Origin of the sequence: Mesorhizobium sp. M1027 (assembly GCF_040318745.1) — a bacterium.
GTDB lineage: Bacteria > Pseudomonadota > Alphaproteobacteria > Rhizobiales > Rhizobiaceae > Mesorhizobium.
Genome location: NZ_JAMYMW010000007.1, coordinates 80,086 through 103,777 on the forward strand (window position 1 = coordinate 80,086; position 23,692 = coordinate 103,777).

The 23,692-nt window shown below is 63.3% G+C and carries 25 protein-coding genes; 16 read left to right on the forward strand and 9 right to left on the reverse strand.

Translation table 11 applies throughout. From position 1 onward, the window contains the following. Nucleotides 1-29: 29 nt before the first annotated feature. The 6 genes from NKH50_RS14995 to NKH50_RS15020 all read left to right on the forward strand — a co-directional run bounded on the left by NKH50_RS14995 (nucleotide 30) and on the right by NKH50_RS15020 (nucleotide 4,970). Entirely contained in the window at nucleotides 30-827 is a 798-nt protein-coding gene (locus tag NKH50_RS14995; protein WP_352488546.1) for an ABC transporter ATP-binding protein, read from the forward strand. Continuing rightward, entirely contained in the window at nucleotides 824-1,573 is a 750-nt protein-coding gene (locus NKH50_RS15000; protein WP_352488545.1) for an ABC transporter ATP-binding protein, read from the forward strand. Before NKH50_RS14995 ends, NKH50_RS15000 begins: the two co-directional genes overlap by 4 nt. Further along, the gene (locus tag NKH50_RS15005; RefSeq protein WP_352488543.1) at nucleotides 1,570-2,478 is read left to right on the forward strand and encodes a branched-chain amino acid ABC transporter permease; all 909 of its coding nucleotides are present in this window, start codon (nucleotides 1,570-1,572) and stop codon (nucleotides 2,476-2,478) included. The genes NKH50_RS15000 and NKH50_RS15005 overlap by 4 nt, the downstream gene beginning before the upstream one ends. After that, the gene (locus NKH50_RS15010) at nucleotides 2,475-3,458 is read left to right on the forward strand and encodes a branched-chain amino acid ABC transporter permease (RefSeq protein WP_352564867.1); all 984 of its coding nucleotides are present in this window, start codon (nucleotides 2,475-2,477) and stop codon (nucleotides 3,456-3,458) included. Before NKH50_RS15005 ends, NKH50_RS15010 begins: the two co-directional genes overlap by 4 nt. Beyond that, nucleotides 3,455-4,747, forward strand: coding sequence for an NAD(P)/FAD-dependent oxidoreductase (locus NKH50_RS15015; RefSeq protein ID WP_352564804.1), 1,293 nt, complete (start codon nucleotides 3,455-3,457; stop codon nucleotides 4,745-4,747). The genes NKH50_RS15010 and NKH50_RS15015 overlap by 4 nt, the downstream gene beginning before the upstream one ends. Nucleotides 4,748-4,823: 76 nt before the next feature. Then, on the forward strand, nucleotides 4,824-4,970 hold the full coding sequence (locus NKH50_RS15020) for a hypothetical protein (RefSeq protein WP_023716676.1): 147 nt from the start codon (nucleotides 4,824-4,826) through the stop codon (nucleotides 4,968-4,970). A 51-nt stretch (nucleotides 4,971-5,021) separates the two neighbouring features. Here the strand turns inward: NKH50_RS15020 and NKH50_RS15025 are convergent, their stop codons facing one another. The 6 genes from NKH50_RS15025 to NKH50_RS15050 all read right to left on the reverse strand — a co-directional run bounded on the left by NKH50_RS15025 (nucleotide 5,022) and on the right by NKH50_RS15050 (nucleotide 10,988). After that, nucleotides 5,022-5,858, reverse strand: a complete 837-nt coding sequence (locus NKH50_RS15025; RefSeq protein ID WP_352488541.1) for a GNAT family N-acetyltransferase — start codon at nucleotides 5,856-5,858, stop codon at nucleotides 5,022-5,024. Nucleotides 5,859-5,863: 5 nt separating this feature from the next. After that, nucleotides 5,864-6,604, reverse strand: a complete 741-nt coding sequence (locus NKH50_RS15030; RefSeq protein ID WP_352488539.1) for an aspartate/glutamate racemase family protein — start codon at nucleotides 6,602-6,604, stop codon at nucleotides 5,864-5,866. 2 nt (nucleotides 6,605-6,606) lie between these two features. Next, a complete protein-coding gene (locus NKH50_RS15035; protein WP_352488537.1) occupies nucleotides 6,607-7,425 on the reverse strand; it encodes an ABC transporter permease in 819 nt (272 codons plus the stop codon). 4 nt (nucleotides 7,426-7,429) lie between these two features. Further along, nucleotides 7,430-8,338 carry an ABC transporter permease gene (locus NKH50_RS15040; protein WP_352488535.1) on the reverse strand — a complete coding sequence of 303 codons (909 nt, stop codon included), beginning with the start codon at nucleotides 8,336-8,338 and terminating at the stop codon, nucleotides 7,430-7,432. A 236-nt stretch (nucleotides 8,339-8,574) separates the two neighbouring features. Further along, entirely contained in the window at nucleotides 8,575-9,864 is a 1,290-nt protein-coding gene (locus tag NKH50_RS15045; RefSeq protein ID WP_352488533.1) for an ABC transporter substrate-binding protein, read from the reverse strand. A 35-nt stretch (nucleotides 9,865-9,899) separates the two neighbouring features. Further along, nucleotides 9,900-10,988, reverse strand: coding sequence for an ABC transporter ATP-binding protein (locus tag NKH50_RS15050; protein WP_352488532.1), 1,089 nt, complete (start codon nucleotides 10,986-10,988; stop codon nucleotides 9,900-9,902). A gap of 258 nt (nucleotides 10,989-11,246) precedes the next feature. Here NKH50_RS15050 and NKH50_RS15055 point away from each other — a divergent pair, with 258 nt between their 5' ends. Beyond that, a complete protein-coding gene (locus tag NKH50_RS15055; RefSeq protein WP_352488530.1) occupies nucleotides 11,247-11,960 on the forward strand; it encodes a GntR family transcriptional regulator in 714 nt (237 codons plus the stop codon). A 7-nt stretch (nucleotides 11,961-11,967) separates the two neighbouring features. On the opposite strand, the gene NKH50_RS15060 is transcribed toward NKH50_RS15055, so the two are convergent. Further along, entirely contained in the window at nucleotides 11,968-13,065 is a 1,098-nt protein-coding gene (locus tag NKH50_RS15060) for a lactonase family protein (RefSeq protein WP_352879592.1), read from the reverse strand. A 190-nt stretch (nucleotides 13,066-13,255) separates the two neighbouring features. Between NKH50_RS15060 and NKH50_RS15065 the strand changes: the two genes are divergently transcribed. Genes NKH50_RS15065 through NKH50_RS15080 form a run of 4 tightly spaced genes read left to right on the forward strand, consistent with a single transcriptional unit; the run spans nucleotide 13,256 to nucleotide 16,323 of the window. After that, complete coding sequence (locus NKH50_RS15065; protein ID WP_352505387.1) at nucleotides 13,256-13,807, forward strand: MaoC family dehydratase; 552 nt, start codon at nucleotides 13,256-13,258, stop codon at nucleotides 13,805-13,807. A 3-nt stretch (nucleotides 13,808-13,810) separates the two neighbouring features. Continuing rightward, on the forward strand, nucleotides 13,811-14,971 hold the full coding sequence (locus tag NKH50_RS15070; RefSeq protein WP_352823041.1) for a CaiB/BaiF CoA transferase family protein: 1,161 nt from the start codon (nucleotides 13,811-13,813) through the stop codon (nucleotides 14,969-14,971). 20 nt (nucleotides 14,972-14,991) lie between these two features. Next, nucleotides 14,992-16,134 (forward strand): extracellular solute-binding protein, encoded by a 1,143-nt coding sequence (locus tag NKH50_RS15075; protein WP_352879831.1) that lies wholly within the window; start codon nucleotides 14,992-14,994, stop codon nucleotides 16,132-16,134. A gap of 39 nt (nucleotides 16,135-16,173) precedes the next feature. Continuing rightward, complete coding sequence (locus NKH50_RS15080) at nucleotides 16,174-16,323, forward strand: hypothetical protein (protein WP_352823039.1); 150 nt, start codon at nucleotides 16,174-16,176, stop codon at nucleotides 16,321-16,323. 65 nt (nucleotides 16,324-16,388) lie between these two features. Here the strand turns inward: NKH50_RS15080 and NKH50_RS15085 are convergent, their stop codons facing one another. Then, nucleotides 16,389-17,225, reverse strand: coding sequence for an amidohydrolase family protein (locus NKH50_RS15085; RefSeq protein ID WP_352823036.1), 837 nt, complete (start codon nucleotides 17,223-17,225; stop codon nucleotides 16,389-16,391). Nucleotides 17,226-17,292: 67 nt separating this feature from the next. Further along, nucleotides 17,293-18,081: an IclR family transcriptional regulator gene (locus NKH50_RS15090; RefSeq protein ID WP_352451570.1), complete on the reverse strand. Its 789-nt coding sequence runs from the start codon at nucleotides 18,079-18,081 to the stop codon at nucleotides 17,293-17,295. A 159-nt stretch (nucleotides 18,082-18,240) separates the two neighbouring features. Between NKH50_RS15090 and NKH50_RS15095 the strand changes: the two genes are divergently transcribed. The 5 genes from NKH50_RS15095 to NKH50_RS15115 all read left to right on the forward strand — a co-directional run bounded on the left by NKH50_RS15095 (nucleotide 18,241) and on the right by NKH50_RS15115 (nucleotide 23,683). Further along, nucleotides 18,241-19,560 (forward strand): type 2 periplasmic-binding domain-containing protein, encoded by a 1,320-nt coding sequence (locus NKH50_RS15095; protein ID WP_352879594.1) that lies wholly within the window; start codon nucleotides 18,241-18,243, stop codon nucleotides 19,558-19,560. Nucleotides 19,561-19,702: 142 nt separating this feature from the next. Further along, a complete protein-coding gene (locus tag NKH50_RS15100) occupies nucleotides 19,703-20,599 on the forward strand; it encodes a carbohydrate ABC transporter permease (RefSeq protein WP_352823030.1) in 897 nt (298 codons plus the stop codon). A 2-nt stretch (nucleotides 20,600-20,601) separates the two neighbouring features. Continuing rightward, a complete protein-coding gene (locus NKH50_RS15105) occupies nucleotides 20,602-21,468 on the forward strand; it encodes a carbohydrate ABC transporter permease (RefSeq protein WP_352823027.1) in 867 nt (288 codons plus the stop codon). A gap of 1 nt (nucleotide 21,469) precedes the next feature. After that, the gene (locus tag NKH50_RS15110; RefSeq protein ID WP_352737235.1) at nucleotides 21,470-22,567 is read left to right on the forward strand and encodes an ABC transporter ATP-binding protein; all 1,098 of its coding nucleotides are present in this window, start codon (nucleotides 21,470-21,472) and stop codon (nucleotides 22,565-22,567) included. Nucleotides 22,568-22,570: 3 nt separating this feature from the next. Next, a complete protein-coding gene (locus tag NKH50_RS15115; RefSeq protein ID WP_352879597.1) occupies nucleotides 22,571-23,683 on the forward strand; it encodes a mandelate racemase/muconate lactonizing enzyme family protein in 1,113 nt (370 codons plus the stop codon). The last annotated feature ends 9 nt before the right edge of the window (nucleotides 23,684-23,692 follow it).

The following is a 23,692-nucleotide window of genomic DNA, read 5'->3' on the forward strand; positions in this document are numbered from 1 at the left end:
ACGAAGATCGCTTTCGGCCAGAGGGATTGATGAGCGACACGACGGAACGGCAGGAGGAGATCCGCACGCCGGTCCTCACGGCCAAGAACGTCCTCAGACGCTTCGGCGGCCTGGTCGCGGTCAACAATGTCTCGTTCGACGTCCGGCCGGGCGAAATACTTGGCCTCATCGGCCCGAACGGCGCCGGCAAGACCACGATGTTCGACCTGCTGGCCGGCAGCATTCTGCCGACCAGCGGCGAAATCCTTCTCAACGGCGTATCGGTGTCGGGGGAAGCTGCCCATCGCCGCATCGGCCGCGGCCTTGGCCGCACGTTCCAGATCCCCCGGCCCTTGCCTAACCTGACGCTGATCGAAAACGTCATGCTTGCCGCGCAAGGCCAGGCCGGAGAAAAACTGCTCGCCAATTTCCTGACCCCTCGGCGGGTCGCTGCCGAAGAAAGGGCTGCCGAGACAAGAGCCATCGAACTACTCGAACTCGTCACCATCGCTCACCTCGCACACGAGCCGGCGCGCGTGCTTTCAGGCGGCCAGCGCAAGCTGCTCGAGCTGGCCCGCGTGATGATGGCCGATCCGGCGATCATCCTGCTCGACGAACCGGCGGCCGGGGTCAACGCAACCCTGCTCGAGATCATTATCGACCGCATCCGCGACATCAATGCGCGCGGCATCACCTTCCTGCTGATAGAGCACAATATCGACATGGTGGCGCGGCTTTGCCACCGCGTGCTGGTCATGGCGAGCGGCCAGCTTCTGTGCGAAGGCACCCCGGAGGAGGTGGCGCGCGACCCACGCGTCATCGAGGCCTATCTCGGAGGCGCGGCATGAGCCAAAGGGTACTCGATGTCCGCGATCTCGAAGCCGGCTACGAGCCCGGCGTTCCGATCGTGCGCGGCGCTTCGATCACCATCGACCAGGGCGAGATCGTCGTCGTTCTCGGTCCCAACGGCGCCGGCAAGTCGAGCCTTATCAAGGCCATCGCCGGCCTTGTCCCGATCACCGGCGGCACGGTGCTGCTGGACGGCAAGGATATCACGGCGTCGCCCGCCCACACCATGGTCCGCCTTGGCCTTGCCTTCGTGCCACAGACAGAGAACATCTTCCCGCTGATGTCGGTCGAGGACAATCTCAGGGTCGCCTGCGGCATCCTGAGGCCGCGCGAGGTCCCCGCCCGCATCGAGGAAATGTATGCGGCCTTTCCCGATCTCGCCCGTCAACGCAGAACGGCCGCGGGCAATCTGTCGGGCGGACAGCGGCAGATGCTGGCCGTAGCCCGGGCGTTGATCGTCCATCCCAAGGTGCTGGTGCTCGACGAGCCGTCGGCCGGCCTGTCGCCGAAATTCGTATCGATGGTGTTCGAGATGCTGGCCGGCATCCGAAAGTCCGGCGTCACCATCCTGCTGGTCGAGCAGAACGCCAAGGCAGCGCTTGCCATCGGCGACCGCGCCTATGTGCTGGTCGAGGGCAAGGACCGGCACCAGGGCGTCGCCTCCGAGCTCTGGAACGACCCGGTCGTCGCCGAGCTCTACCTTGGCCAGCGCCGCCGTGAGCTAGGGAAAGGAGGCGCGGCATGAACCTGCAATTTGTCGTCGACGGACTGCTGGCAGGGTCGATGATCGGCCTCGGCGCCATCGGCGTGACACTCACCTATTCGATCCTGCGGTTCTCGAACTTCGCCCATGGCGACTTCATGGCCTGGGGCGCCTATGCGACGCTGGCCGTGGTCGGCGCCATCGGCGCGATGTTCGGCAAGATCGCGCCGATCGCGCCCCTCTCCTTCGGTTGGCCGCTGATCGTCGCGCTCATCATCGGCATGGCGGCCACCGGCCTGCTGGCGCTGGCGCTCGACATGGTGCTGTTCGCGCGGCTGCGCGCCAAGGGCCAGGCGATCATCGTGGTGATGGCGAGCTTCGGCGCCTCGATGGCGCTGAGAAGCCTGCTCGAATTCATCTTCACCTCGCGGCCGACCTACTTCAGCCGGGCCATCCAGATCGCCATGCCGATAGGCTTCGGCATTCGCATCACCCCGGACCAGATGGCGCTGCTGCTGCTGACCGCCATTCTGGTGCTTGGCGTGCATCTCCTGATGACGCGGACCCAGATCGGCCGCTCGATGCAGGCATTAAGCCAGAACGCGGCACTTGCCCGCATCGTCGGCATCGACGTCGCCAGGGTGATGCGCGTCACTTGGATCATCGGCGGCGCGCTGGCCTGCGTCGCCGGCGTCATGATCGGCATTCTCATCCAGATCCGCCCGTTCATGGGTTTCGAGATGCTGCTGCCGATGTTCGCGGCTGCCATCCTCGGCGGCATCGGCAGCGTGCCCGGCGCCGTTCTCGGCGGTTTGATCATCGGCATGGCCGAAGCGGGTGCCGTGCAATTGATCGGCGCCGAATGGCGGGCGGCCGTCTCGTTCATCATCCTGATGGCCGTGCTGTTCGTGCGGCCCATCGGCCTTTTCGGAGTGAGGGAACGCTGATGGATCTGCTCGGCTACGGCGCCTTCTTCCTGACCACCGCGCTGATCTTTTCGCTCGTCACGCTCGGGCTCAATTTGCAATGGGGGCTGACCGGGCTTTTCAATGTCGGGGTCGCCGGCTTCGTTGCCATCGGTGCCTACACCTCGGCGCTGCTGACCACGCCCGACGATGCCGCGCGACTGGGCGGCTTCGGTCTGCCGATCCTTGTCGGCTGGCTCGGCGCCATGCTGGTTGGCGGTGTCGCCGCCGCCATCACCGGCATCGCCACGCTGCGCCTGAGATCGGACTATCTGGCGATCACTACTTTCGGCGTCGCCGTCGTCGTGCAACTGGTAGCGCTCAATGCCCAGAAGCTGACCGGCGGCCCGTTCGGCATCGGCTTCATTCCGCGTCCGTTCGGCGGTCTTGCCGAAACGCCGTTGCTGTTCAACCTTTCGAACCTTGCGATCGTCTCGGTGATGACGCTGATCGTCTATCTCGCGCTGGAGCATCTGTCGCGCAGCCCGTGGGGGCGTGTATTGAGGGCGCTTCGCGAGGATGAGCGGGCCGCGATATCCCTAGGCAAAAGCGCGCGGTTCTACCGCGTCCAGGCCTTTGCCGTCGGCGGCGCCATCATGGCGCTTGCCGGTGCGCTGCAGGCGCATTTCACCGGCTTCATCGCTCCGGACAATTATTTGCCGGCGCTGACTTTCCAGGTCTGGGTGATGCTGATCGTCGGCGGCTCGGGCAGCAACATCGGCGCCGTCATCGGCAGCATCCTGGTCTGGGCGATATGGGCCGGATCGGGAGCCTTGACGAGTGTGTTGTTCTCGCCCGAACAACAGGCCCGCGCCGCCTCGCTGCAGATCGTGGCGATCGGCGTGATGCTGTGCGTCATCCTGCTGGTCAGGCCGAACGGCCTGTTCGGCGACAGGCCGCGGCGTGTGAGGTTTGGCAAGAGCACGAAAGTGACACCAGACGAGAGCGCTGCAAGGTCATGAGCAGCATTGCCGTGCCACGCGGCCTTTCGCTATGGCACGCGGTCGGCCGCAACCGCCGCGACCGGCCGGCTCTCGAAGGTGCACTCGATGTCGATCTGGCGATTGTCGGCGGCGGATTCTTGGGCCTTTCCACCGCGCTGCACACCGTCGAGAAAGGCGTCGCGGTCGCCGTCCTCGAGGCGGAAACCATCGCCTGGGGCGCGACCGGCAGGAACGCCGGCTTTGTCGTGCCGAATTTCGCGAAAAGAGACCCCGACGATATCATTGCCCAGCTTGGGCCCGAACGCGGCGAACGCCTTGTCGATTTCGCCGCCGGCGGCGCCGACCTCGTCTTCGACCTGATCAAGCGGCACGGCATAGAATGCGATGCAGTCCAGAGCGGCTGGATACAACCCGCCCATTCGCCGGCCGCTTTGGAAAAAACTAGATCGCGCGCCGAACAATGGGCACGACGCGGAAGGCCGGCTGTTGCGCTGGATAGTCAGGCGGCCGAGGAGCTGACCGGTGTTCGCGGCTATCTCGGCGGCTGGATGGACAGGTCGGGCGGTGTCCTCAATCCGGTCGAATATGCGCGCGGGCTGGCCGACTCGGCGGAAAAGGCCGGCGCCCGCATCTTCGAATATACACGGGTTAAATCGATCGACCGGACAGGGGGTGGCTGGGCTCTGAAGACGGCCGCCGGTTCGGTGCGTGCCGAAAAAGTGCTGGTCGCCACCAACGCCTATGGCGGCGCGCTGGATTGCGCGCTGCAGCGAACCTATTTCCCGCTGAAAATCTTCCAGATCGCGACGGCGCCGCTGCCGCGCGAAACACGCACCCGGTTGCTTCCGGGCGGGCAAGGCGTCGGCGACACCAGGCGCAATCTTTTCACCTTCCGCTTCGACAGCGGAAACAGGCTGATCACCGGCGGCATGCATGTTTTTGGCCCCGGTGCCGACACGCGGGTGCCGCGGGCGATCTGGCGACGGCTCGCCAAGCATCTCGATCTCCCGGAAATCCCGCCGCTTGAATATAGCTGGTCGGGGATGGCTGCCGTCGAGCCCGACTTCCTGCCCCACCTCGTCGATCTCGGCCCCGGCTTGATTGCGGGCTTCGCGTGCAACGGTCGCGGCATTGCCATGACCACCGCCATGGGCAAGGTGCTTGCAGATTGGGTTGATCGAACAAAGCCTCAGGATTTGCCGCTGCCGTTTGCGCCGCCGTCGCCGATCCCGTTCCACAGCCTGGTGCGGCATGCACCAAACATGGTCCTCCCCTGGAGCATGCTGCGCGACCGGCTGGATCGCTGATCGACGTGCGTGTCCGTCCGCCGTCCTGATACCCGAACTGCTAGACTCGCCCACATCATGTTGTTAACGACAGCAGATGAAGCAGAACTATCTTTATCTCATCATCGGCGCTTTGGTCGTCGCCGTTATTGCGTTGGGGATTTACGTTTATCGCGAGGAGACTAAGCCGAAAGGCGTGGAACTTCGTATCGACGATTCCGGCATTTCAGTTCAGGAAAAGTAGATCACATATTCCTGTTGCCCGACTTTGCGCTGGAAGTCGGCTTGCACCGCCTCACCCCAACTCCAGCGTCGTTATCGCAAAAACCCCGGACTGCATGAGCTGCGGCGCCTTTCCCTTGTACATTCGAGCGGTCTCGAAGCCCGGTTGAAGGCCGGCGGACGACAGCAAATCTGCAAATTGTCCACTGGTTTCGGGAACGTCGAGATGGACGTTTCCTGGACCGGACATGTGCGCGAGCGCGGTGAAGAGATGGCTTGCCGCGTCCAGATCGTCGGCAAAGAGCGGGCCGATCTTGCAGCCGTCCCGGCATTGGCGCGCGACGCCGTATCCCGCAATGGCGCCGTGCTTGAGGATCGCAGGCGCGATATGCGGCGGGCGCAGCCAGTGTTCCAGGAATGATCGCCTCGGGCCGGGGAAGAAACGGCGGTCATAGTCCAGTATGTCGGCCAAGAGTTCCGGCCCTATGGCGCGAATGTCGTTGTCGGCGGCTGCCGGGACATTCGGTGACCCCATGAACCGGATCGTCCGGTAGGCCGGCGCAAAGCCCATGCTGCGGTAGTTGGCCTGCTGTTCGACGACGCCGTCGAGGCCGATCGTGCGCTTGCCGAGCCGCGCCATGCCGGCATCCCAAACGGCCTTGCCGTGGCCTTGGCCACGCCTGTCCGGCCGGCAGATGTAGAGGCCGATGAAGCCGAAATCCTTGCCATAGGCAACGGCCGAAATACCGGCCGCCAGTTCGCCGTCGACAAAGGCGCCGATGAAGCCCTGCGGGTCGGCTGCCTGGAACAGCGCGGCGTCGCGGAGGCCGGGATTCCAGCCTTCCGCCGCCGCCCAATCGACAAGGGTTTCCACTTCTTCACGTGCGAGCGTTCGGATCATTCGGGGCATTGCGATCAATCGGCGGCACCAGGCGCGAAGGATTTCAGCGCACCATGATAGGGCTTTGCCAATGGGCTTGCATAGGCGCCGCGCTTGGATGTCGTCAGGCCAAGCGCGATCAATGCCTCGGCCTGTTTCACGGCAGCGCCGACGCCGTCGACGACCGGAAGCCCGAATTCCCGCTGCAGCGCCACCGCCAGGTCGGCCATGCCGGCACAGCCGAGCACGATCGCCTCGGCGCGATCCTCGTCGATGGCGCGCGCGATCTCGTCGCGCAGCCTGGGGAGTGCGTCGGACGCCGGATCTTCGAGGGCAAGAACCGGGATGTCGGCGGCGCGCACACGCGCCCGCCCCGCCATGCCATAGCGCTGCACCAGCCCTTCGACCGGCACGCGCGAGCGCCCGGTGGTGGTGACGACGGTGAAGCGCTGGGCGATGAACGAGGCCGTGCTGAGCGATGCCTCGCAGATGCCGATGACCGGAATGTTGGCCATGGCGCGTGCGGCATCAAGGCCGGTATCGTCGAAACAGGCAATGATCGCGGCTTGCGCGCCCGAGCGTTCGCCGGCGGCGATCTCGACCAGCAGGCCGGGCACGGCAAGCGCCTCGTCATAATAGCCTTCGATCGACACAGGTCCCATCGTCGAGGTGACCGCAACGATCGTCGTCGATGCGCCGGCGACAGATCGGGCCGCGGCTGCGATAGTGTCGGTCATGCTGGCGGTGGTGTTTGGATTGACGACGAGGATCTGCACTGTCAGGCACGCTCGCGGCGGCGGCCGACATAGACGATCGCGCCGAGCGTCAGCAGGATCACCAGGAAGGAAAATATGGTCGTCACGGTGCCCAGCGCATAGAGCACCGGTGTCGTCACATTGGTCGTCATGCCGTAGATTTCCAGCGGCAGCGTGTTGAACGTGCCCGAGGTCATCAGCGTGCGGGCGAACTCGTCATAAGACAAAGTGAAACCAAACAGGCCAACGCCGATCAGGCTGGGCGCGATCATCGGCAGGACGACATGTGCGAAGGTTTGCCAGGATGATGCTCCGAGATCCCGCGCGGCTTCCTCGTAGGCCGGCGAGAACCGGTTGAAGACAGCAAACATGATCAGCACGCCGAAAGGCAGCGTCCAGGTCAGATGGGCGCCGAAAGCAGAGGTGTACCAGGCGGGACGAAAGCCGATCTGCTGAAAGACAACGCCGATGCCAAGGCTGATGATGATCGAGGGCACTACGAGGCTGGCGACGGCCAGATAAAACAGTGCGGTTGCGCCGCGAAATTTCTGCCGGAAGGCAAGGCCGGCGAGCAGCGACACGGCGACAGTCACCACCATCACCATCAGGCCAAGGACGAGCGAGCGTTTGAAACTGCCGCCGAAGTCGCCGACCGCCTGGCGCTCGAACAAATTGGCGAACCAGTGCAGCGAGACGCCGTTCAGCGGAAATGTCAGGCCGCCATTCTCGCCCTGGAAGGAGAGGATCAGGATCGCCGAAAGCGGGCCGTAGAGGAACAGCACGAAAAGCGCAAAGAACGCCGCCAGCACATAGAATTCGAGGGTCCGCTTGTCGTGACTCAAAATCTCACAGCTCCTTGCGAATGTCGACGATGCGCAGGATGCCCGCGACCATCAGCAGGACCAGTACCAGCAGCACGACCGCGTTGGCAGCGGCCGCCGGATACTGCAGCAGCGACATCTGGTTCTTCATCATCAGCGCGACGGAGGCGCTCTGGCCGCCGGACATCACCTGCACCGTCGAAAACTCGGCCATCACCAGGGTGACGACGAAGATGGTGCCGATCGCCATGCCGGGCTTGGCAAGCGGGATGACGACGTTCCACAGGACCTGCCAGCCGGAAGCGCCGGCATCACGCGCGGCCTCGATCAGCGACTTGTCGATGCGGATCAGCGTGTTGAAGATCGGCGTCACCATGAACAGCGTGTAGAGATGCACCATGGCCAGCACCACGGCGAATTCGGAATAGAGCAGCCATTCGATCGGCTTCGGGAGCAGCCCCATCTGCACCAGCGTCGAGTTGACCAGGCCGTTGCGGCCAAGCACCGGAATCCACGAGATCATGCGGATGATGTTGGAGGTCAGGAACGGCACCGTGCAGACAAGGAACAGCACCATCTGCATGGCCGTGGTCCTGATATGGAAGGCGAGGAAATAGGCGACCCAGAAACCGATGAACAGCGTCAGCGCCCAAACGATGGCGGCGTATTTCAGCGTGTTCAGATAGGTCTTCCAGGTGACCCAGGAGCCGAGCGTGTCGGCGTAGTTGGTGGTCAGGAAATCCGGGTACATCGCCGCGAAATCGTAGTCCCAGAATGAGACCACGGCGATCATCAGGATCGGCAGCAGGAGAAACGCGCCGAGGATCAGCGCCAGCGGTGCCGCCTGGAGATAGGGTGCGAGGCCGGCAAAGGAGCGCTTACGTCTGGCCGGCTTTGTGGCAATGGTTGCGGGCTGATCGAGTGCCACTGTCATCTGGAACAGCCTCGGTGGTATTTTGCCGGGCTGTGATCCTTCGCGCCCCCCTCTGTCCTGCCGGACATCTCCCCCACAAGGGGGGAGATTGGCTTGCAAGCCGGCCTTCGCCAATCATCGCCGTATGACGAAGAGTGCTGAAGAAAGCCACAGCCGATCTCCCTGCTTGTGGGGGAGATGTCCGGCAGGACAGAGGGGGGCGCGAAGGAATGCAACATCTCAGTTATCGCCTGGCATCAAGCAGCGATGAACTCGTTCCAGCGCTTCACCATGTAGCGGTCCTCGTCCATGACCGAGTTCCAACAGGCGACCTTGCCCATGCGCTCTTCGAACGAGCCGCCGTCACGCACGGCGCCTGCTTTTTCCATGACCTTGCCGTCCGGCGACAGGATATCGCCCTTTGCCGGCTTGCCTTCGATCCAGTAGCCCCACTCGTCCTCCGACATGAACTTCTTGGCCGACACCATGTTGGCCGAGTAGTAGCCCTGGCGGTTGAGATAGCCGCCAACCCAGCCGGACGTGTACCAGTTGATGTATTCATAGGCGGCATCGAGTTCGGCGCCGGAGAGGTGGGCTGCCAGGCCAAGCCCGCCACCCCAGGAGCGGTAGCCTTCCTTGAGCGGCTGGAACCGGCACGCGATGCCCTTGGAGCGGACCGCGGCCACGGCCGGCGACCACATCGACTGGATCACCACTTCACCTGAAGCCATCAGGTTGACGCTCTCGTCGAAGGATTTCCAGAAGGCGCGGAACTGGCCGTCCTCCTTGGCCTTGATGAGGAAATCGATCGTCTTGTCGATCTCCTCCTTGGTCATGTTGCCCTTGTCGGCATACTTGATATTGCCGGTGGCTTCCATGATCATCGCCGCATCCATGATGCCGATCGATGGGATGTTGAGGATGGCGGTCTTGCCCTTGAAGGCCGGATCCATGATGTCGGCCCAGGTGGTGATATCGCGGCCGACGAGGTCGGGGCGGATACCGAGCGTATCGGCATTGTAGATCGTCGGCACCATGGTGAACCAATTGGTCGGCGCCTTGGCGAAGGCCTTGCTGTCCTGCGCCTCGACGTAACCGACCGTGTGCGGCGCGGTGCCCTGGGCGATGACGCTGTCCGGCGTCAGCTTGCCGGTTTTGAACAGCGGCACCAGCTCGTCGTAGTATTTCAGCTTGGTGACATCCATCGGCTGCAGGACGCCTGTCGGAAACACCTTCTTGCAGATCCAGTATTCGATGTCGGCGATGTCGTAGCTGTCGGGCTGCGTCACGGCGCGCTGCGCGGCGGCGTCGGAATCGGTTGCCGTCATCTCCAGCGTGATGCCGAGATCGGCTTTGCACTTGTCGGCGATGGCATTGAGGTTAGACACGCCGGTGCCGAACTGGCGCAGCGTGATGTTCGATTGCGCCCAGATGGTCGGAAAGCCCGATATGGCGCCGGAACCGGCGGCAAAACCGACGGCGGCGGCACCTGTCTTGAGCAGCGAACGTCGCGATATTCCAGTCTTCTTGTCGGTGGTCTTGGTCATGTTCAGTTCCCCTGTTTTGGTTGGTTATGCTGGATTCAGGAATGGAGACGGCCAAGGACGATCGCGTCCTCAGCGTCCCAGGCGATCTGCACGGCGTCGCCGACGGCAACCGGCCTGGCGAAGAAGCTGGTGTCGTCGACGATCACCGTGAAATCGTCGATGCCGGCGCCATTGACCGAGAGCTTCACGGTCGAACCGCGGTACTCGACGTTTGAAACGATGCCGGTGAAGCCGAGCCCGGCTGCCGGCGGCTCGCCGATGCGCACGTGGTCCGTGCGAATGGCGATATCGATGGGCTCCCCGGTCTCCCTGCCCTGCCCGCTGGCGGCGAGCGTGACGCCGCCGGACACATCGAAAACGACCATGCCGTCGCGACTGCCGGTGACGCGGCCGGAGATGACATTGTGGTCGCCCATGAAACGGGCGACGAAGGCAGTGGCCGGCCGCTCGAACACGATGCGGGGGTGCGCCGCCTGCTCGATACGGCCGTCGTTCATCACCACGATCAGGTCGGCCAGCGCCATCGCCTCTTCCTGGCTGTGAGTGACGTGGACGAAAGTGATGCCGAGCGACGTCTGCAGCTTCTTCAGTTCGGCCCGCATGCGGATTTTCAGGAACGGATCGAGCGCCGATAGCGGTTCGTCGAGCAACAGCGCCTCGGGATCGGTGATCAGTGCGCGGGCGAGAGCAACGCGTTGCTGTTGGCCGCCCGAAAGCTGCGCCGGACGACGGCTGGCATAGGCCTCCATCTGCATCAGCTTCAGCATGTCGAGTGCCTTGGCGCGGCGCTCCTCCTTGCCCACGCCTTTCATCTTCAGGCTGAACGCGACATTGTCGATCAGGTCGAGATGCGGAAACAGTGCGTAGGACTGGAACATCATGGCAGTGCCGCGCCTGGCCGGCGGCAGGTCGGTAACCACTGTGTTGCCGAGCCGCACATCGCCGCTCGATATGCTCTCGTGCCCGGCGATCATGCGCAGCGTCGAGGTCTTGCCACAGCCGGACGGACCGAGCAGGCAGCAATAGGTCCCCGCAGGGATTTTCAGGCTGATGCCTTCGACGGCAGTCGTCGCGCCATAGACTTTCGAAACGGACACAATGTCGATTTCGGCGGCTTTGGACATCCAGCTTCCCCTTTGGTCGGATTAGCCAAAGCATCATGCGTGCCAGTTGCGCGCCGCCGCACCAACCGACTGAATCCTCGAAGAAATCGGGGCTGTATCTACGTGGCTGCCGATACGGCATCCTTGTGCAATGCACAAATTATAGGCGATTGCCGCCGATCCTCGCAAAAATCGTATGCAATCTTTTTAATCCCTGTATTCACTTTGTCTCTCGTCCAAGCGATGCGATTCAGGGTAGAAGTACGCAGGATCACCGCCATGAACATTGCCGACCAGACTTTCCCTGCTATCGAGGCCGCCAACGAGGATCGCGCGCAGGCGATCCGCGACCAGTTGCGCGATGCGATCGTCGATCGCCGGCTGGCGCCGGGAACCAAGCTTTCCGAAGGCGAAGTCGGCACGCTGTTCGATGTCAGCCGCACCGTGGCGCGTGCGGCACTGCAGATGCTTTCCTTCGAGGGATTGGTGCGCACCGAGCGCAATCGCGGCGCCTTCGTGGCTAATCCGTCGCCGGAGGAAGCGCGGCAGGTCTTTGCTTCGCGCCGGCTCATCGAACCAGGCATCGCGATTGCCGCCGCCGGACGGATGACGCCGGGGCATATCGAGGCGTTCAAGGCCCAGCTCGACGAAGAAGGCCGTTTCATCGCCGAACGCGGACCAAACGCAAGGCGATCGGAGATCAAGGCGTCGGGGGATTTTCACCTGCTTCTGGCGTCGGTCGCGGGAAACGTCATCCTGCAGCGTTTCATGGAGGAATTGGTCGCTCGGTCATCGCTGGTGATAGCACTCTATGGCCGCTCGGGTATCTCGAGCTGCGGCCACAACGAACACACGCAGATCCTCGAGGCGCTGGAGAACGGCAATGCCGAACGCGCCAGCGCGCTGATGCTGCACCACATCGACCATATCGAGGCCGACCTCGATCTGCGCGTCAGGAGCGGCCCGGCACTCAGGCAGGCGCTCGAGTTCTGAGATCACGTCAACGCACGATCCTCACGCACATCGGCGTACCAATGTCGATGGATCGGCCGGTGTCGGTCAGCCGGCCGGTTGCGGCATCACGGGCGAAGATCGAGATGCGGTCGGCATTCTGGTTGGCCGAGAACAGATGGCCGCCCGAGGGCGTCAGTGCCAGATTGCGCGGCGTGGCGCCGCCGCAAGGCGTATAGTCGACGAGGGCAAGCCTGCCGGTTTGCTGGTCGACCGAAAACACCACGATGCTGTCATGGCCGCGGTTGGAGCCATAGAGGAAGCGGCCGTCGGGCGAAATCTGGATGTCGGCGCAATGATTGCCGTCGCGCGCCTCGGGCGGCACGGCCGGTTTGCTGTCGATCACCGTAAGCTTGCCTGATGCTTCATCCAGCGCCAGCGAGACGACCGTCGAATCCAGCTCGTTCATGACGAACACGAAGCGGCCGCCGGGATGCAACGCGAGATGGCGCGGACCTGCGCCTGGCGCAAGCGCCGACTCGGCCAGTTTGGTCAGGCTGCCGTCTGAGCCGATGCGATAGGACACCAGCTGGTCGATGCCGAGGTCGGCGACGATCGCCATGCCGCCGGCAACCGTCTCGGTTACGCTATGGGCGTGCGGCCGCTCCTGGCGTGCGGGGTCTGGTCCGGTCCCGCTATGGGCGACGCTCGACAACGGTGCGGTCAGGCCGCCATCCTCGCGCAGCCGCAAGACCACGACCGAGCGATCGGGGCCGCCCTCGCCCATGCCGTAATTGGCGACCAGCAGCTTGGTCCCGTCGCGCGTGAGGGTGTTATGCGCCGTGATGCTGCCCAGCGTCGGCTGCTTGTTGATGTAGGACAGCGTGGCGGTCTGCCTGTCGAAGCGGTAAGCCGAGACCACGCCTTCGCGCCAGGTGAACACTTCGGAATTGGCGTAGACGTGGGAGCCGTCCAGCGTCACCGACAGGAAGGTCGGATTGTCGATGTCTTCCGTCTCGGCCAGTTTCTTTGTCTCCAGCGTCCCCTCGTCAAAACTGTAAACACCCAACCCGACACCGCGCGCGCCTTGAAAATACGGGGCGTCGCGATTGAGGCTGCCGACGAAAACCAGACAGGCATTCTGCATCACTTCCTCCCTTGTTCCGCCGGCATTGGCCGCGACGGAGCAGGCAAAATTTCGCCGAGACTCGCTTGCAACACAACCCCATATGTGAAAATACTATTCACAAAAGAAGATTGACGGGAGGATCGATCATGCATTTCGCTGGTCTGCGGCGCGCCCTGATGGACGATTCCCGCTGCCCGGGGAAGCCGTCATGAGCGGTTTCGCGCCAACCGTGGGCGTGGCATCGACACACCCCGCCAACATGCCTAGGGATCACGCCGACCTTCCCGTCTGGAACGCGGAGAACTGGTTCTACGAAGACTGGCCGGTCGGCCAGAAGATCCGCTCGCTGCGCAGGACCATTGCCGAGGGCGACAGCCATCTTTTCAACGCGCTGGTGCTCGATATCCATCCTTACGTGCAGGACCAGATGTTCGCCGAAACAGAAGGCATCTTCGGCAAGCGCCTGGTCGCCGGCGCCTTCGTGTTCTCGGCCGGGCTCGGCCTCGTTGCCACCAATTGCATCAACGCTTTTTCCTATGGCTACGACAAATTGCGCTTCATCAAGCCGGTGTTCATCGGCGACACGATCTATTCGATCCGCTCCAACCTCGACAAGAAGCCAAAATACAAGGAAATGGGGCTGATCCGCGCCAGCTATGAAGTCTTCAAAGGTGAAGGCGAGCTTGTGCTTTATTGCGAGCACCTGCAGACGGTGAAGTACCGCAATCCGGCCGATTTCGCCGGCAAGACGGAGAAATAGGCAATGGCTGCCATTGCCGAACTGCCGCTGACCGGGCTCATCGTTGTCGATATGAGCCAGTTCTTGTCCGGCCCCTACTGCTCGCTCAGACTGCTCGACCTCGGCGCTCGCGTCATCAAGATCGAACGGCCGGATGGCGGCGACCTGTCGCGCCGACTCTATCTCAGCGACACCGAGATCGGCGGCGATTCCACTATTTTCCACGCGATCAACCGCGCCAAGGAAAGCTTTGCCATCGACCTCAAGGACGAGGCCGATCTTGCGGCACTGCGCGGCCTGCTGGCCAGGGCTGACGTGCTGATCCAGAACTTCAGGCCCGGCGTCATCGAACGACTGGGCTTCGATTATGAGGCGGTGCGCAACATCAATCCGAGCCTGGTCTACGCCTCGATCAGCGGCTATGGCGAGGAAGGCCCATGGGTCAAGCGGCCCGGGCAGGATCTGCTGGCGCAGGCCCGCTCCGGCGTCATGTGGCTGAACGGCGACGAGGACCAGGGGCCGGTGCCCTTCGGCCTGGCGATCGCCGACATGCTGGCGGGTTCGGCCGCCGCGCAAGGCATCCTCGCCGCACTGGTGCGGCGCGGTGTGACCGGCAAGGGCAGCCATGTCGAGACCAGCCTGCTCGAAGCGCTGGTCGACTTCCAGTTCGAGGTGCTGACCACGCATCTCAATGATGGGCGCCGGCTGCCGCGGCGGTCGAGCTTCCGCAGCGCGCACGCCTATCTGTCGGCGCCCTACGGCGTCTATCCGGCCAAGGACGGCTATCTGGCGATCGCCATGACGCCGATCTCGAAACTCGCCGATCTCCTCGGGCTCGAGGAACTTGCGCCCTACCGCGATCAGCCGTCGACCTGGTTCACTGCCCGCGACGAGATCAAGGCGATCATCGCGCAAAAAATCGCGACGAAAACGGTCGACGAGTGGCTTGCCATCCTCGAGCCTGCCGACATCTGGTGCGCCAAGGTTTTGACCTGGCCGGAAATGATGGCCAGCGAAGGCTTCCAGGTTCTCGACATGTTGCAGACGGTGACGCGCGAGGATGACGTTTCGATCCTTACCACGCGCTCGCCGCTCAGGGTCGACGGCATCCGCGCCAAGGTCGAGCGGGCCGCCCCACGCATCGGCGAGCACAGCGCAAAAATCCGCGCGGAGTTCGGGCTGTGAGCGACGTCATGCTCAAAGGCATGACCTGGAGCCATCCGCGCGGCTATGGCCCAATGGTCGCCTGTTCGGCGCTGTGGAAGGAACGGACCGGCGTCACTATCGAATGGGACAAGCGCTCGCTGCAGGATTTCGAATCCTTCCCGGTCGAGGAACTGGCCCGCGCCTATGATCTGATCGTCATCGACCATCCGCATGTCGGCCAGATCATCGCCGAGAACTGCCTGACGCCGCTCGATGTCGCCGGCCGGGAAGCCGAACGTGCAGCACTTGCGGCGGGCAGCGTCGGCCGGTCCTATGCCAGCTACAACTGGCAGGGCCGGCAGTGGGCGTTTCCGATCGACGCGGCCAGCCAGGTGCAGGCATGGCGCCCCGACATGCTCTCGGCTGCGCCGGCGAGCTGGGCCGATGCGCTCGATCTGGCGCGGCAGGGCCGCGTGTTGTTGCCGCTCAGGCCGCCGCATTCGCTGATGGTGTTCTATACGCTCGCCGGCAATCTCGGCCGGCCCGCCGGTGAAGGCCCGGGCGACCATGTGGATCCAGCAACTGGCAAGCAGGTTTTCGAGATGATGCGCGAGATCGCGGCCCTCGTCGACCCGGCCTGTCTTGGCATGGACCCGATCGCGGTTCTTGAGCAAATGGCCGGATCGGGATCGCGGATCGCCTGTGCGCCGCTGATCTATGGCTATGTCTCCTACGCCATCGCCGGATTCCGGCCCAGCCGCGTTGTTTTCGCCGATATCCCTGCTGCGGGCAATGTCGGTCCCAAAGGCTCGGCGCTTGGCGGGACCGGCATCGCCGTGTCAGCCTTTTCGAAGGCCAGGCGGGCGGCCATCGACTTCGCTTACTGGATCGCCAGCGGTGACGTGCAGCGCGGCCCTTACGCCTCGGCCGGCGGCCAGCCCGGCCATGCGGCAGCCTGGGCGGATGCCGCCGTCAACGCCGCCACCGGCAAGTTCTACGTCGCCACCCGAGCCACGCTCGAAGGTGCCTGGGTCAGGCCGCGGCACGACGGCTACATGGCCTTCCAGCAGGCGGCGTCAGATCGGATCAATCTTGGCTTGGGCGAAAGGCACAATGCCGCTCGCGTCGTTGCCGATCTCAATCGCCTGTTTCGGGAGAGCCTTTCGACGCAGGTGTCCGGGGTTGCCGGCGGAGGAGCCTGAAACAACCGAACGGAGGCCTGCGCTCAAGACGTTTCGGGCGTGATTGCTGGATTGCCGACCGAACTGAAGGCGCGATATGACGGCGCGCCGCAGAAGGTGCTGCCGTCGGCCTGGGCCGCACCTGGCCTGGTCATCGTGCTCCTGGTTTCGCTCTACGGTCGCGAGCGGCGCGTGTCGGCGACCATCTGAGGCCGTCTATTCGTTTTAGCCGCGTTTGTGCGACGCCAAGTGATTCCGCTTGGCTGCAAAATGCTCTACAAACTCCACAGCCGCTTGGCGTTGCCGGAGAGCAGCTTTTGCCGTTCATCGTCGCTGGCACCGCTGAGCAGCGCATGCGTCGCCGCCACCCAGGTCGCAAGCCCGCCGCCGAGCGTGCAGACCGGCCAGTCGCTGCCCCAGACGACGCGATCCCAGCCGAAGCATTCGATAGTGTGCTCGACATAGGAACGCAGCGTTTCGACAGTCCAGGATCCAGCATCCGCATAGGCGACCACACCGGAAATTTTGCCGGCGACGTTCGGGCGCCGCGCGATCTCCGCCATGTGCTCGCGCCAGGGGTGCTCGGCACTGCCCTTGATGTCGGGCACGCCGCAATGGTCGAGCACGAACTGCACATCCGGCGCGAGGTCGGCGAGTACGATCGCCTTGGGGATCTGGTGCGGCAGGACGACGAGGTCGAAGGTCAGGCCGCTGCCGGCAAGCCGCTTGATGTTTTCACGAAACAGCGCGCCTTCCGACAGTTCATCCGGCATGACGTGCAGCACACGCCGAAAGCCCTTGACGAAAGAATCTTCACGCTGGCGCTCGAGATAGCCGGCAAAGCCCGGCTCTTCCGGACGGCAGGAGGCGATTGCACCGCGTAGCAGGCTGCCCTTCTGCTGCGACAGCGTTTTCACATGGCTGGTCTCGGCCTCGATGTCGGCAGGATCGACATCGACCTCCATGTGCAATGCGCCCTCGATGCCGGCGCGGCGGGCCTGGACTGCATATTCGTCGTAGGAGAAATCGCGGTTGAGCGCCGGCACACCGGCCAGCCAGGGATAGCGCAGCGCGGACTGGTCGATCAGGTGCAGATGAGTGTCGAAGATCATGGTGGCGCGCTCCTCCTTGGCGACTTCGCGATCATCTCACGGAGAAATTCTTCATTCAAATAAGAATTCATCGCGATTGCTTGACGGTCGATCCCGCCAGCTGCGACAGCTTTTCGGTCGCTGCCAGCAGCAGCTCAATCGTCCTCGTAATGTCGGGCGCCTTGGGTGCGTTGACCAGTGTTATGTAGGGGATCGACAGCGCGGCGATCGCCCTGCCGTCCGAGCCAAGAACCGGTGTCGACAGGTTGAAGACACCGGCGGTCTGCATCGATGCCATCATCTCGTAGCCGCGTTCCCGGATCTGGTCGAGGCGGGCAAAGAACTCCGGCGATTGCGGCGGCTTGTCGGTGCTGCGCAGATGTTCTGAGATCATCATCTGCCGCTCTTCCGGCGGGCGGAACGCCAGCAACACATGGCCGGAGCCGGTGTCGAACAGGCTGATATGCGAGCCGACGCGGATCGAGATGCCCCAGTAATCCGGTGCTTCCTGCTGTGCGATCACCACCGCAGAACCGCGATCGAAGACGACCAGCTGATTTGCCTGCTGTGTGGTCTCGGCCAGCTCGCGCATCAGCGGCGTCGCATAGGAAACCAGCCGTCGCACCGGCGCGTGCAGCTGCGCTAGGCCAAACAGCTTCAGCGTCAGTGAGTAACGGTCACCATCCGGCCGCGTGACATAGCCGCGCCGCACCAGCCGGTCCAGCATGCGGTAGAATTCGTTCGGGCTGCGGTCGAGCTTCTTGGCGATTTCCGCCTGCGTCAGGCCACCATCGACCCCGGCCAGCAGCTCGAGGATGTCGAGCCCCTTGTCCAGCGCCGGGGCTCGATAGCGGTCGTCTTCCTCGTCCTCAGCCATTCCGCCTCTCCAGTGAATTGCATTTTTCATATACGCATAACGGTATTGCTTCCGAAAGAACTTTCGGCTTGACGATCATATGAATGTTTTGTTTGTATATGAATGAAGCTGCCGATTGACCTCACTACGCGATCGATGCAGGCTCTTGGGAGGATACCAATGACGAAACTGCTCTGCGGCCTGTCAGCCGGCGTAACGCTGCTCGCACTTGGTGCGAGTGCTGCCCTTGCTGCCGACCTGCCCGGCAAATTCGACGGCGTCACCATCGATGCCAAGCTGATCGGCGGCCAGCAATATGAAGGGCTCTACGCGCGCATCGGCGAATGGGAAAAACTGACCGGCGCCAAGGTCAACGTGATCTCGAAGAAAAACCACTTCGAGCTCGACAAGGAAATCAAGTCGGACATTGCCTCCGGCAGCATCAACTGGTGCGTTGGGTCGAACCACTCGTCCTTCGCGCCGCAGTATCCTGATATCTACACCGACCTCAACAAGCTGCTGCCGAAGGAGGAGATCGACGCCTTCGTGCCGTCGACGATCAAGGCCTCGACGCTCGACGGCAAGCTGGTGATGCTGCCGCGCGCGCAGTTCGACGTGTCGGCGCTCTATTACCAGAAGAGCCTCTACCAGGACGAAGCCAAGAAGGCCGCCTACAAGGCCAAGTACGGCAAGGAGCTGACACCGCCCGACACCTGGGACGAGGTCGCCCAGCAGGCGGAATTCTTCGCCAGCCCGCCCGATTTCTACGGCACCCAGTTCGCCGGCAAGGAAGAGGCGATCAACGGCCGGTTTTACGAGATGCTCATCGCCGACGGCGGCGAATACCTCGACAAGGATGGCAAGCCGGCCTTCAACTCGGAAGCCGGCGTGCACGCACTCGACTGGTTCGTCAATCTCTACAAGGCCAAGGCGGTGCCGGCCGGCACCACCAACTATCTGTGGGACGATCTCGGCCAGGGCTTTGCCTCAGGCACCGTCGCCATCAACCTCGACTGGCCGGGCTGGGCAGTCTTCTTCAACGATCCGAAGTCGTCCAAGGTCGCCGGCAATGTCGGGGTTAAGGTGGCGCCGAAGGGATCGGCCGGCATTCGCACCGGCTGGTCGGGGCACCACGGATTTTCGGTCACCGAAAACTGCGCCAGCAAGGAGGCTGCGGCGTCGCTGGTCTGGTTCCTGACCAATGAGGACAGCCAGAAGCTCGAGGCGGCAAGCGGCCCACTGCCGACCCGCACGGCGGTGTGGGACTGGGACATCCAGCAGGCGGCAAGCGATCCCTATAAGAAGGAAGTGCTGGCGGCTTTCCAGGAAGAGGCAAAGCACGCTTTTGCCGTGCCGCAGACACCTGAATGGATCGAAATCTCCAACGCCGTCTATCCCGAATTGCAGGCCGCCATCCTTGGCGACAAGACCTCCAAGCAGGCGCTGGACGACGCTGCCGCCAAGGCCACCCAGATCCTCGAGGACGCAGGCAAGCTTTGATCATTCAACCAAGGGGGGCGCCGCGCTCATTGAAGAGCGGCGCCCCGAACTTTTTTCGAACCATGCGCAACACGCTGTGTCTTGATCCCAGCTCGCCAATGGCGGCCTTCGGTGTCCGGGCACCAACCAGAACCGGATCGCCATGAAAGGCTGGAGACCTTCGCCGCCATTGCTGCTCCTGCTGCCGGCGGTGATCGTGCTGGCGGCGGTGGTGGTGGTGCCGCTGCTGCTGTCGCTCTATTCCAGCTTCACGCCGTTCCGGCTGACCAGGCCGGAAACGTTCTGGGTCTTCATCGGCGCGCGCAATTACGTCGCCATCCTGACCAGCCGCGCTTTCTGGGTCGCCTTTGCCCGCACCGTGGTCCTGCTGACGGTGGCGCTCAACCTGGAAATGGTGATCGGGCTCGGGCTGGCGCTGCTGGTGGAAAAGGCATCGCGCGGCCAGCGGGTTCTGCGCACCATCATGATGTTTCCGATGATGTTTTCGCCGATCCTGGTCGGTTTCCAATTCAAATTCATGTTCAACGACAATATCGGCCTGGTGAACAACGCCCTGCAGGGGCTCGGCCTGACCGACCGCGCCATCCCGTGGCTGATCGACGGCAATCTCGCCTTCATCGCCATCCTGACCGCCGAGATCTGGTCGTCGACCTCGGTGTTCGCGATCCTGATCCTTGCCGGGCTGCTGGCGATGCCGCGCGAACCGGTCGAGGCGGCCCGCGTCGACGGCTGCACGCCGTGGCAGACATTCCGCTATGTCACCTGGCCGTTCGTCATGCCGTTTGCCTTCATCGCCATGACCATCCGCTCGCTCGACGTCGCGCGCGCCTATGACATCGTCAAGATCATGACCGACGGCGGTCCTGCCGGCCGCACCGAACTGGTCTGGACGCTCGTCGCCCGCACCGCCTATGGCGATGCCCGGATGGGAATGGCCAATGCCATGGCCTATTTCTCGATCCTGCTGTCCATCCTGTTCACCGTCTATTTCTACCGCAAGCTTGCCGCGGCGCGCACGCAGATCGCGGCGGAGTGGTGAGGATGGACCAGAACAGCCTGCATCGCGTCGGCAACAAAGCGCTCGGCATCGTTCACGGCATCGGGCTGTTCCTGGCCATGCTGGTCATCTGCCTGCCCGGCATCTGGATCGTGCTGTCGTCGCTGCGGCCGACCGTCGAGATCATGGCCAAGCCGCCGGTGTGGATCCCGCAGCAACTCTCGCTCGATGCCTACATAGCCATGTTCAGCGGCGTCGGCCAGGGCGGCATCCCGGTGCTCGACTACTTCCGCAATTCGCTGATCATCTCGGTGACCTCTACGATAATCGCCATCGTTATCGGCATGGCCGGCGGCTATGCCTTTGCGCGCTACCGCTTTCGCGCCAAATCGGCGATGTTCCTCGGCCTGATGCTGACGCGCACCGTGCCCGGCATTGCGCTGTCGCTGCCGCTGTTCTTCGTCTTTGCGCGGCTCGGCATCATCGATACGCATTTCGGGCTGATCCTGGTCTATGTCGCGCTCAACGTGCCCTTCACCGTTTGGCTGATCGACGGCTTTTTCCGCCAGGTGCCGAAAGACCTCGCCGAGGCGGCGCAGATCGACGGCTGCACGCGCTGGCAGGCCTTCTGGCAGGTCGAGTTTCCGTTGGCCGGGCCTGGCATCGCCTCGGCCGGCATCTTTGCCTTCCTCACCTCCTGGAACGAGTTCGCGCTCGCCTCGCAGCTGACGCGCTCGATCAACTCCAAGACCCTGCCGGTCGGCCTGCTCGACTATACGGCCGAATTCACCATCGACTGGCGCGGCATGTGCGCGCTGGCCGTGGTTATGATCATACCGGCGCTCACGCTTACCTTCATCGTCCAGAAACATCTCGTCGGCGGCCTCACTTCCGGCGCGGTGAAAGGCTGACATGGCAACTGTATCGCTCAAGAAACTCACCAAGAGCTATGGTCCGGTGGCGGTCGTGCACGGCATCGACCTCGAGGTCGCCGACCGCGAGTTCATCGCGCTGGTCGGGCCGTCCGGCTGCGGCAAGTCGACGACCCTGCGTATGATCGCCGGCCTCGAGGCGATCAGCGACGGGATCATCGAGATCGGCGGCCGCATGGTCAACGACCTGCCGCCGCGCTCGCGCAACATCTCGATGGTTTTCCAGTCCTACGCGCTCTATCCGCATATGACGGTGCGCGAAAACCTCGGCTTCTCGCTGAAGATAGCCGGCGCCGCGAAGGAAGAAATGGACCGTCGCGTAGCCGAAGCGTCCGGCATTCTCGGCCTCGACCAGTTGCTCGACCGCCGGCCGTCGCAGCTGTCGGGCGGACAGCGCCAGCGCGTCGCCATGGGTCGCGCCATCGTGCGCGATCCCGACGTCTTCCTGTTCGACGAGCCGCTTTCCAATCTCGACGCCAAGCTTCGGACACAGATGCGCACCGAGATCAAGAAACTGCATGCCAAGGTCCGGTCGACGGTGATCTACGTCACCCACGACCAGGTCGAAGCGATGACATTGGCCGACCGCATCGTCATCATGCGTGACGGGTTCATCGAGCAGGTCGGCACACCCGACGAGGTCTTCCGCCGGCCGCAGACACGCTTCGTGGCCGGCTTCATCGGCTCGCCGCCGATGAATTTGCACGAGGCTGACGTCGACGACGGACAGCTGCTGTTCGCCAGCGGCGAGAGACTGCCTCTGCCCAGCCAGTTCAAGGCAAATGTCGGTACCGGCGACAAGGTCGTCTTCGGCTTGAGGCCCGACGACATCTATCCGACGGGACACGGCATCAGCTCCGGCGAAGATGTCGACGTCCACCAGGTGGAACTGCCGGTGACCGTCACCGAACCGCTTGGCAACGAGACGCTGGTGTTTGCCGAATTCAACGGCAGCGACTGGGTATCCCGCATGCTCAATCCAAAGCCGCTCAAGGCCGGCGACCGGGTCAAGATGAGCCTGGACCTGTCGCAGGCCCATCTGTTTTCTGCCGAAACAGGCAAGACATTGCGAGGTTAAAACATGGCAAAGATCGAGAAAGTCGAACTGCGCATGATCGACTTGGTGCCTAAGGTCAAGCGCACCGATGCCATCCAGAGTTTTGTCAGCCAGGAAACACCGATCGTCACCATCACCGACGCCGACGGCGCGGTCGGCACCGGCTACAGCTACACGATCGGCACCGGCGGCTCCTCGGTGATGCGGCTGCTGGCCGACCACCTTGCGCCGCGGCTGATCGGCCGCGACGCCGACATGATCGAGGCGATCTGGCGCGAGCTGGAGTTCGCCACCCACGCGACGACGATCGGCGCGATTACGGCAATCGCGCTGGCGGCCATCGACACTGCGCTTTGGGATCTGCGGGCGAGGAAGCAAAACCTGCCGCTGTGGAAGCTTGCCGGCGGCGCCAAGGACCGCTGCCCGCTCTACACCACCGAAGGCGGCTGGCTGCATATCGAAACCGAGGCACTGGTCGAGGATGCGCTGGCCGCCAAGGCCAAGGGGTTTCGTGGCTCGAAGGTCAAGATCGGCAAGCCGCACGGTTCCGAGGATCTTGCCCGGCTGACGGCGGTGCGCCGGGCGGTTGGAGACTCCTACGAGATCATGACCGACTGCAACCAGGGCTTTTCTGTCGACGAGGCGATCCGCCGGGCCGAGCGCTTGCGTGAACTCGACCTCGCGTGGATCGAGGAACCGCTGCCGGCCGACGACATTGACGGCCATGTGCGACTGTCGAGTGCCACATCGACGCCGATCGCCATCGGCGAGTCGCTCTATTCGATCCGGCATTTCCGCGAATATATGCAAAAGGGCGCGTGTTCGATCGTGCAGGTCGATGTCGGTCGCATCGGCGGCATCACGCCGTGGCTGAAGGTGGCGCATGCAGCCGAGGCGTTCGACATACCGGTCTGCCCGCATTTCCTGATGGAACTGCATGTCAGCCTGACATGCGCCGTTCAGAACGGCAGATATGTCGAGTATATTCCCCAACTCGACGAGCTGACCGGCACGAAAATGCGTATCGAGGACGGGCGAGCGCTGGCGCCGGACGAGCCCGGCATCGGCATCGACTGGGACTGGGATGCGATCAAGTCGAAGAGCATAGCGGAATTCACCATGGCGATAGTGAAATAGGAGGCGGAC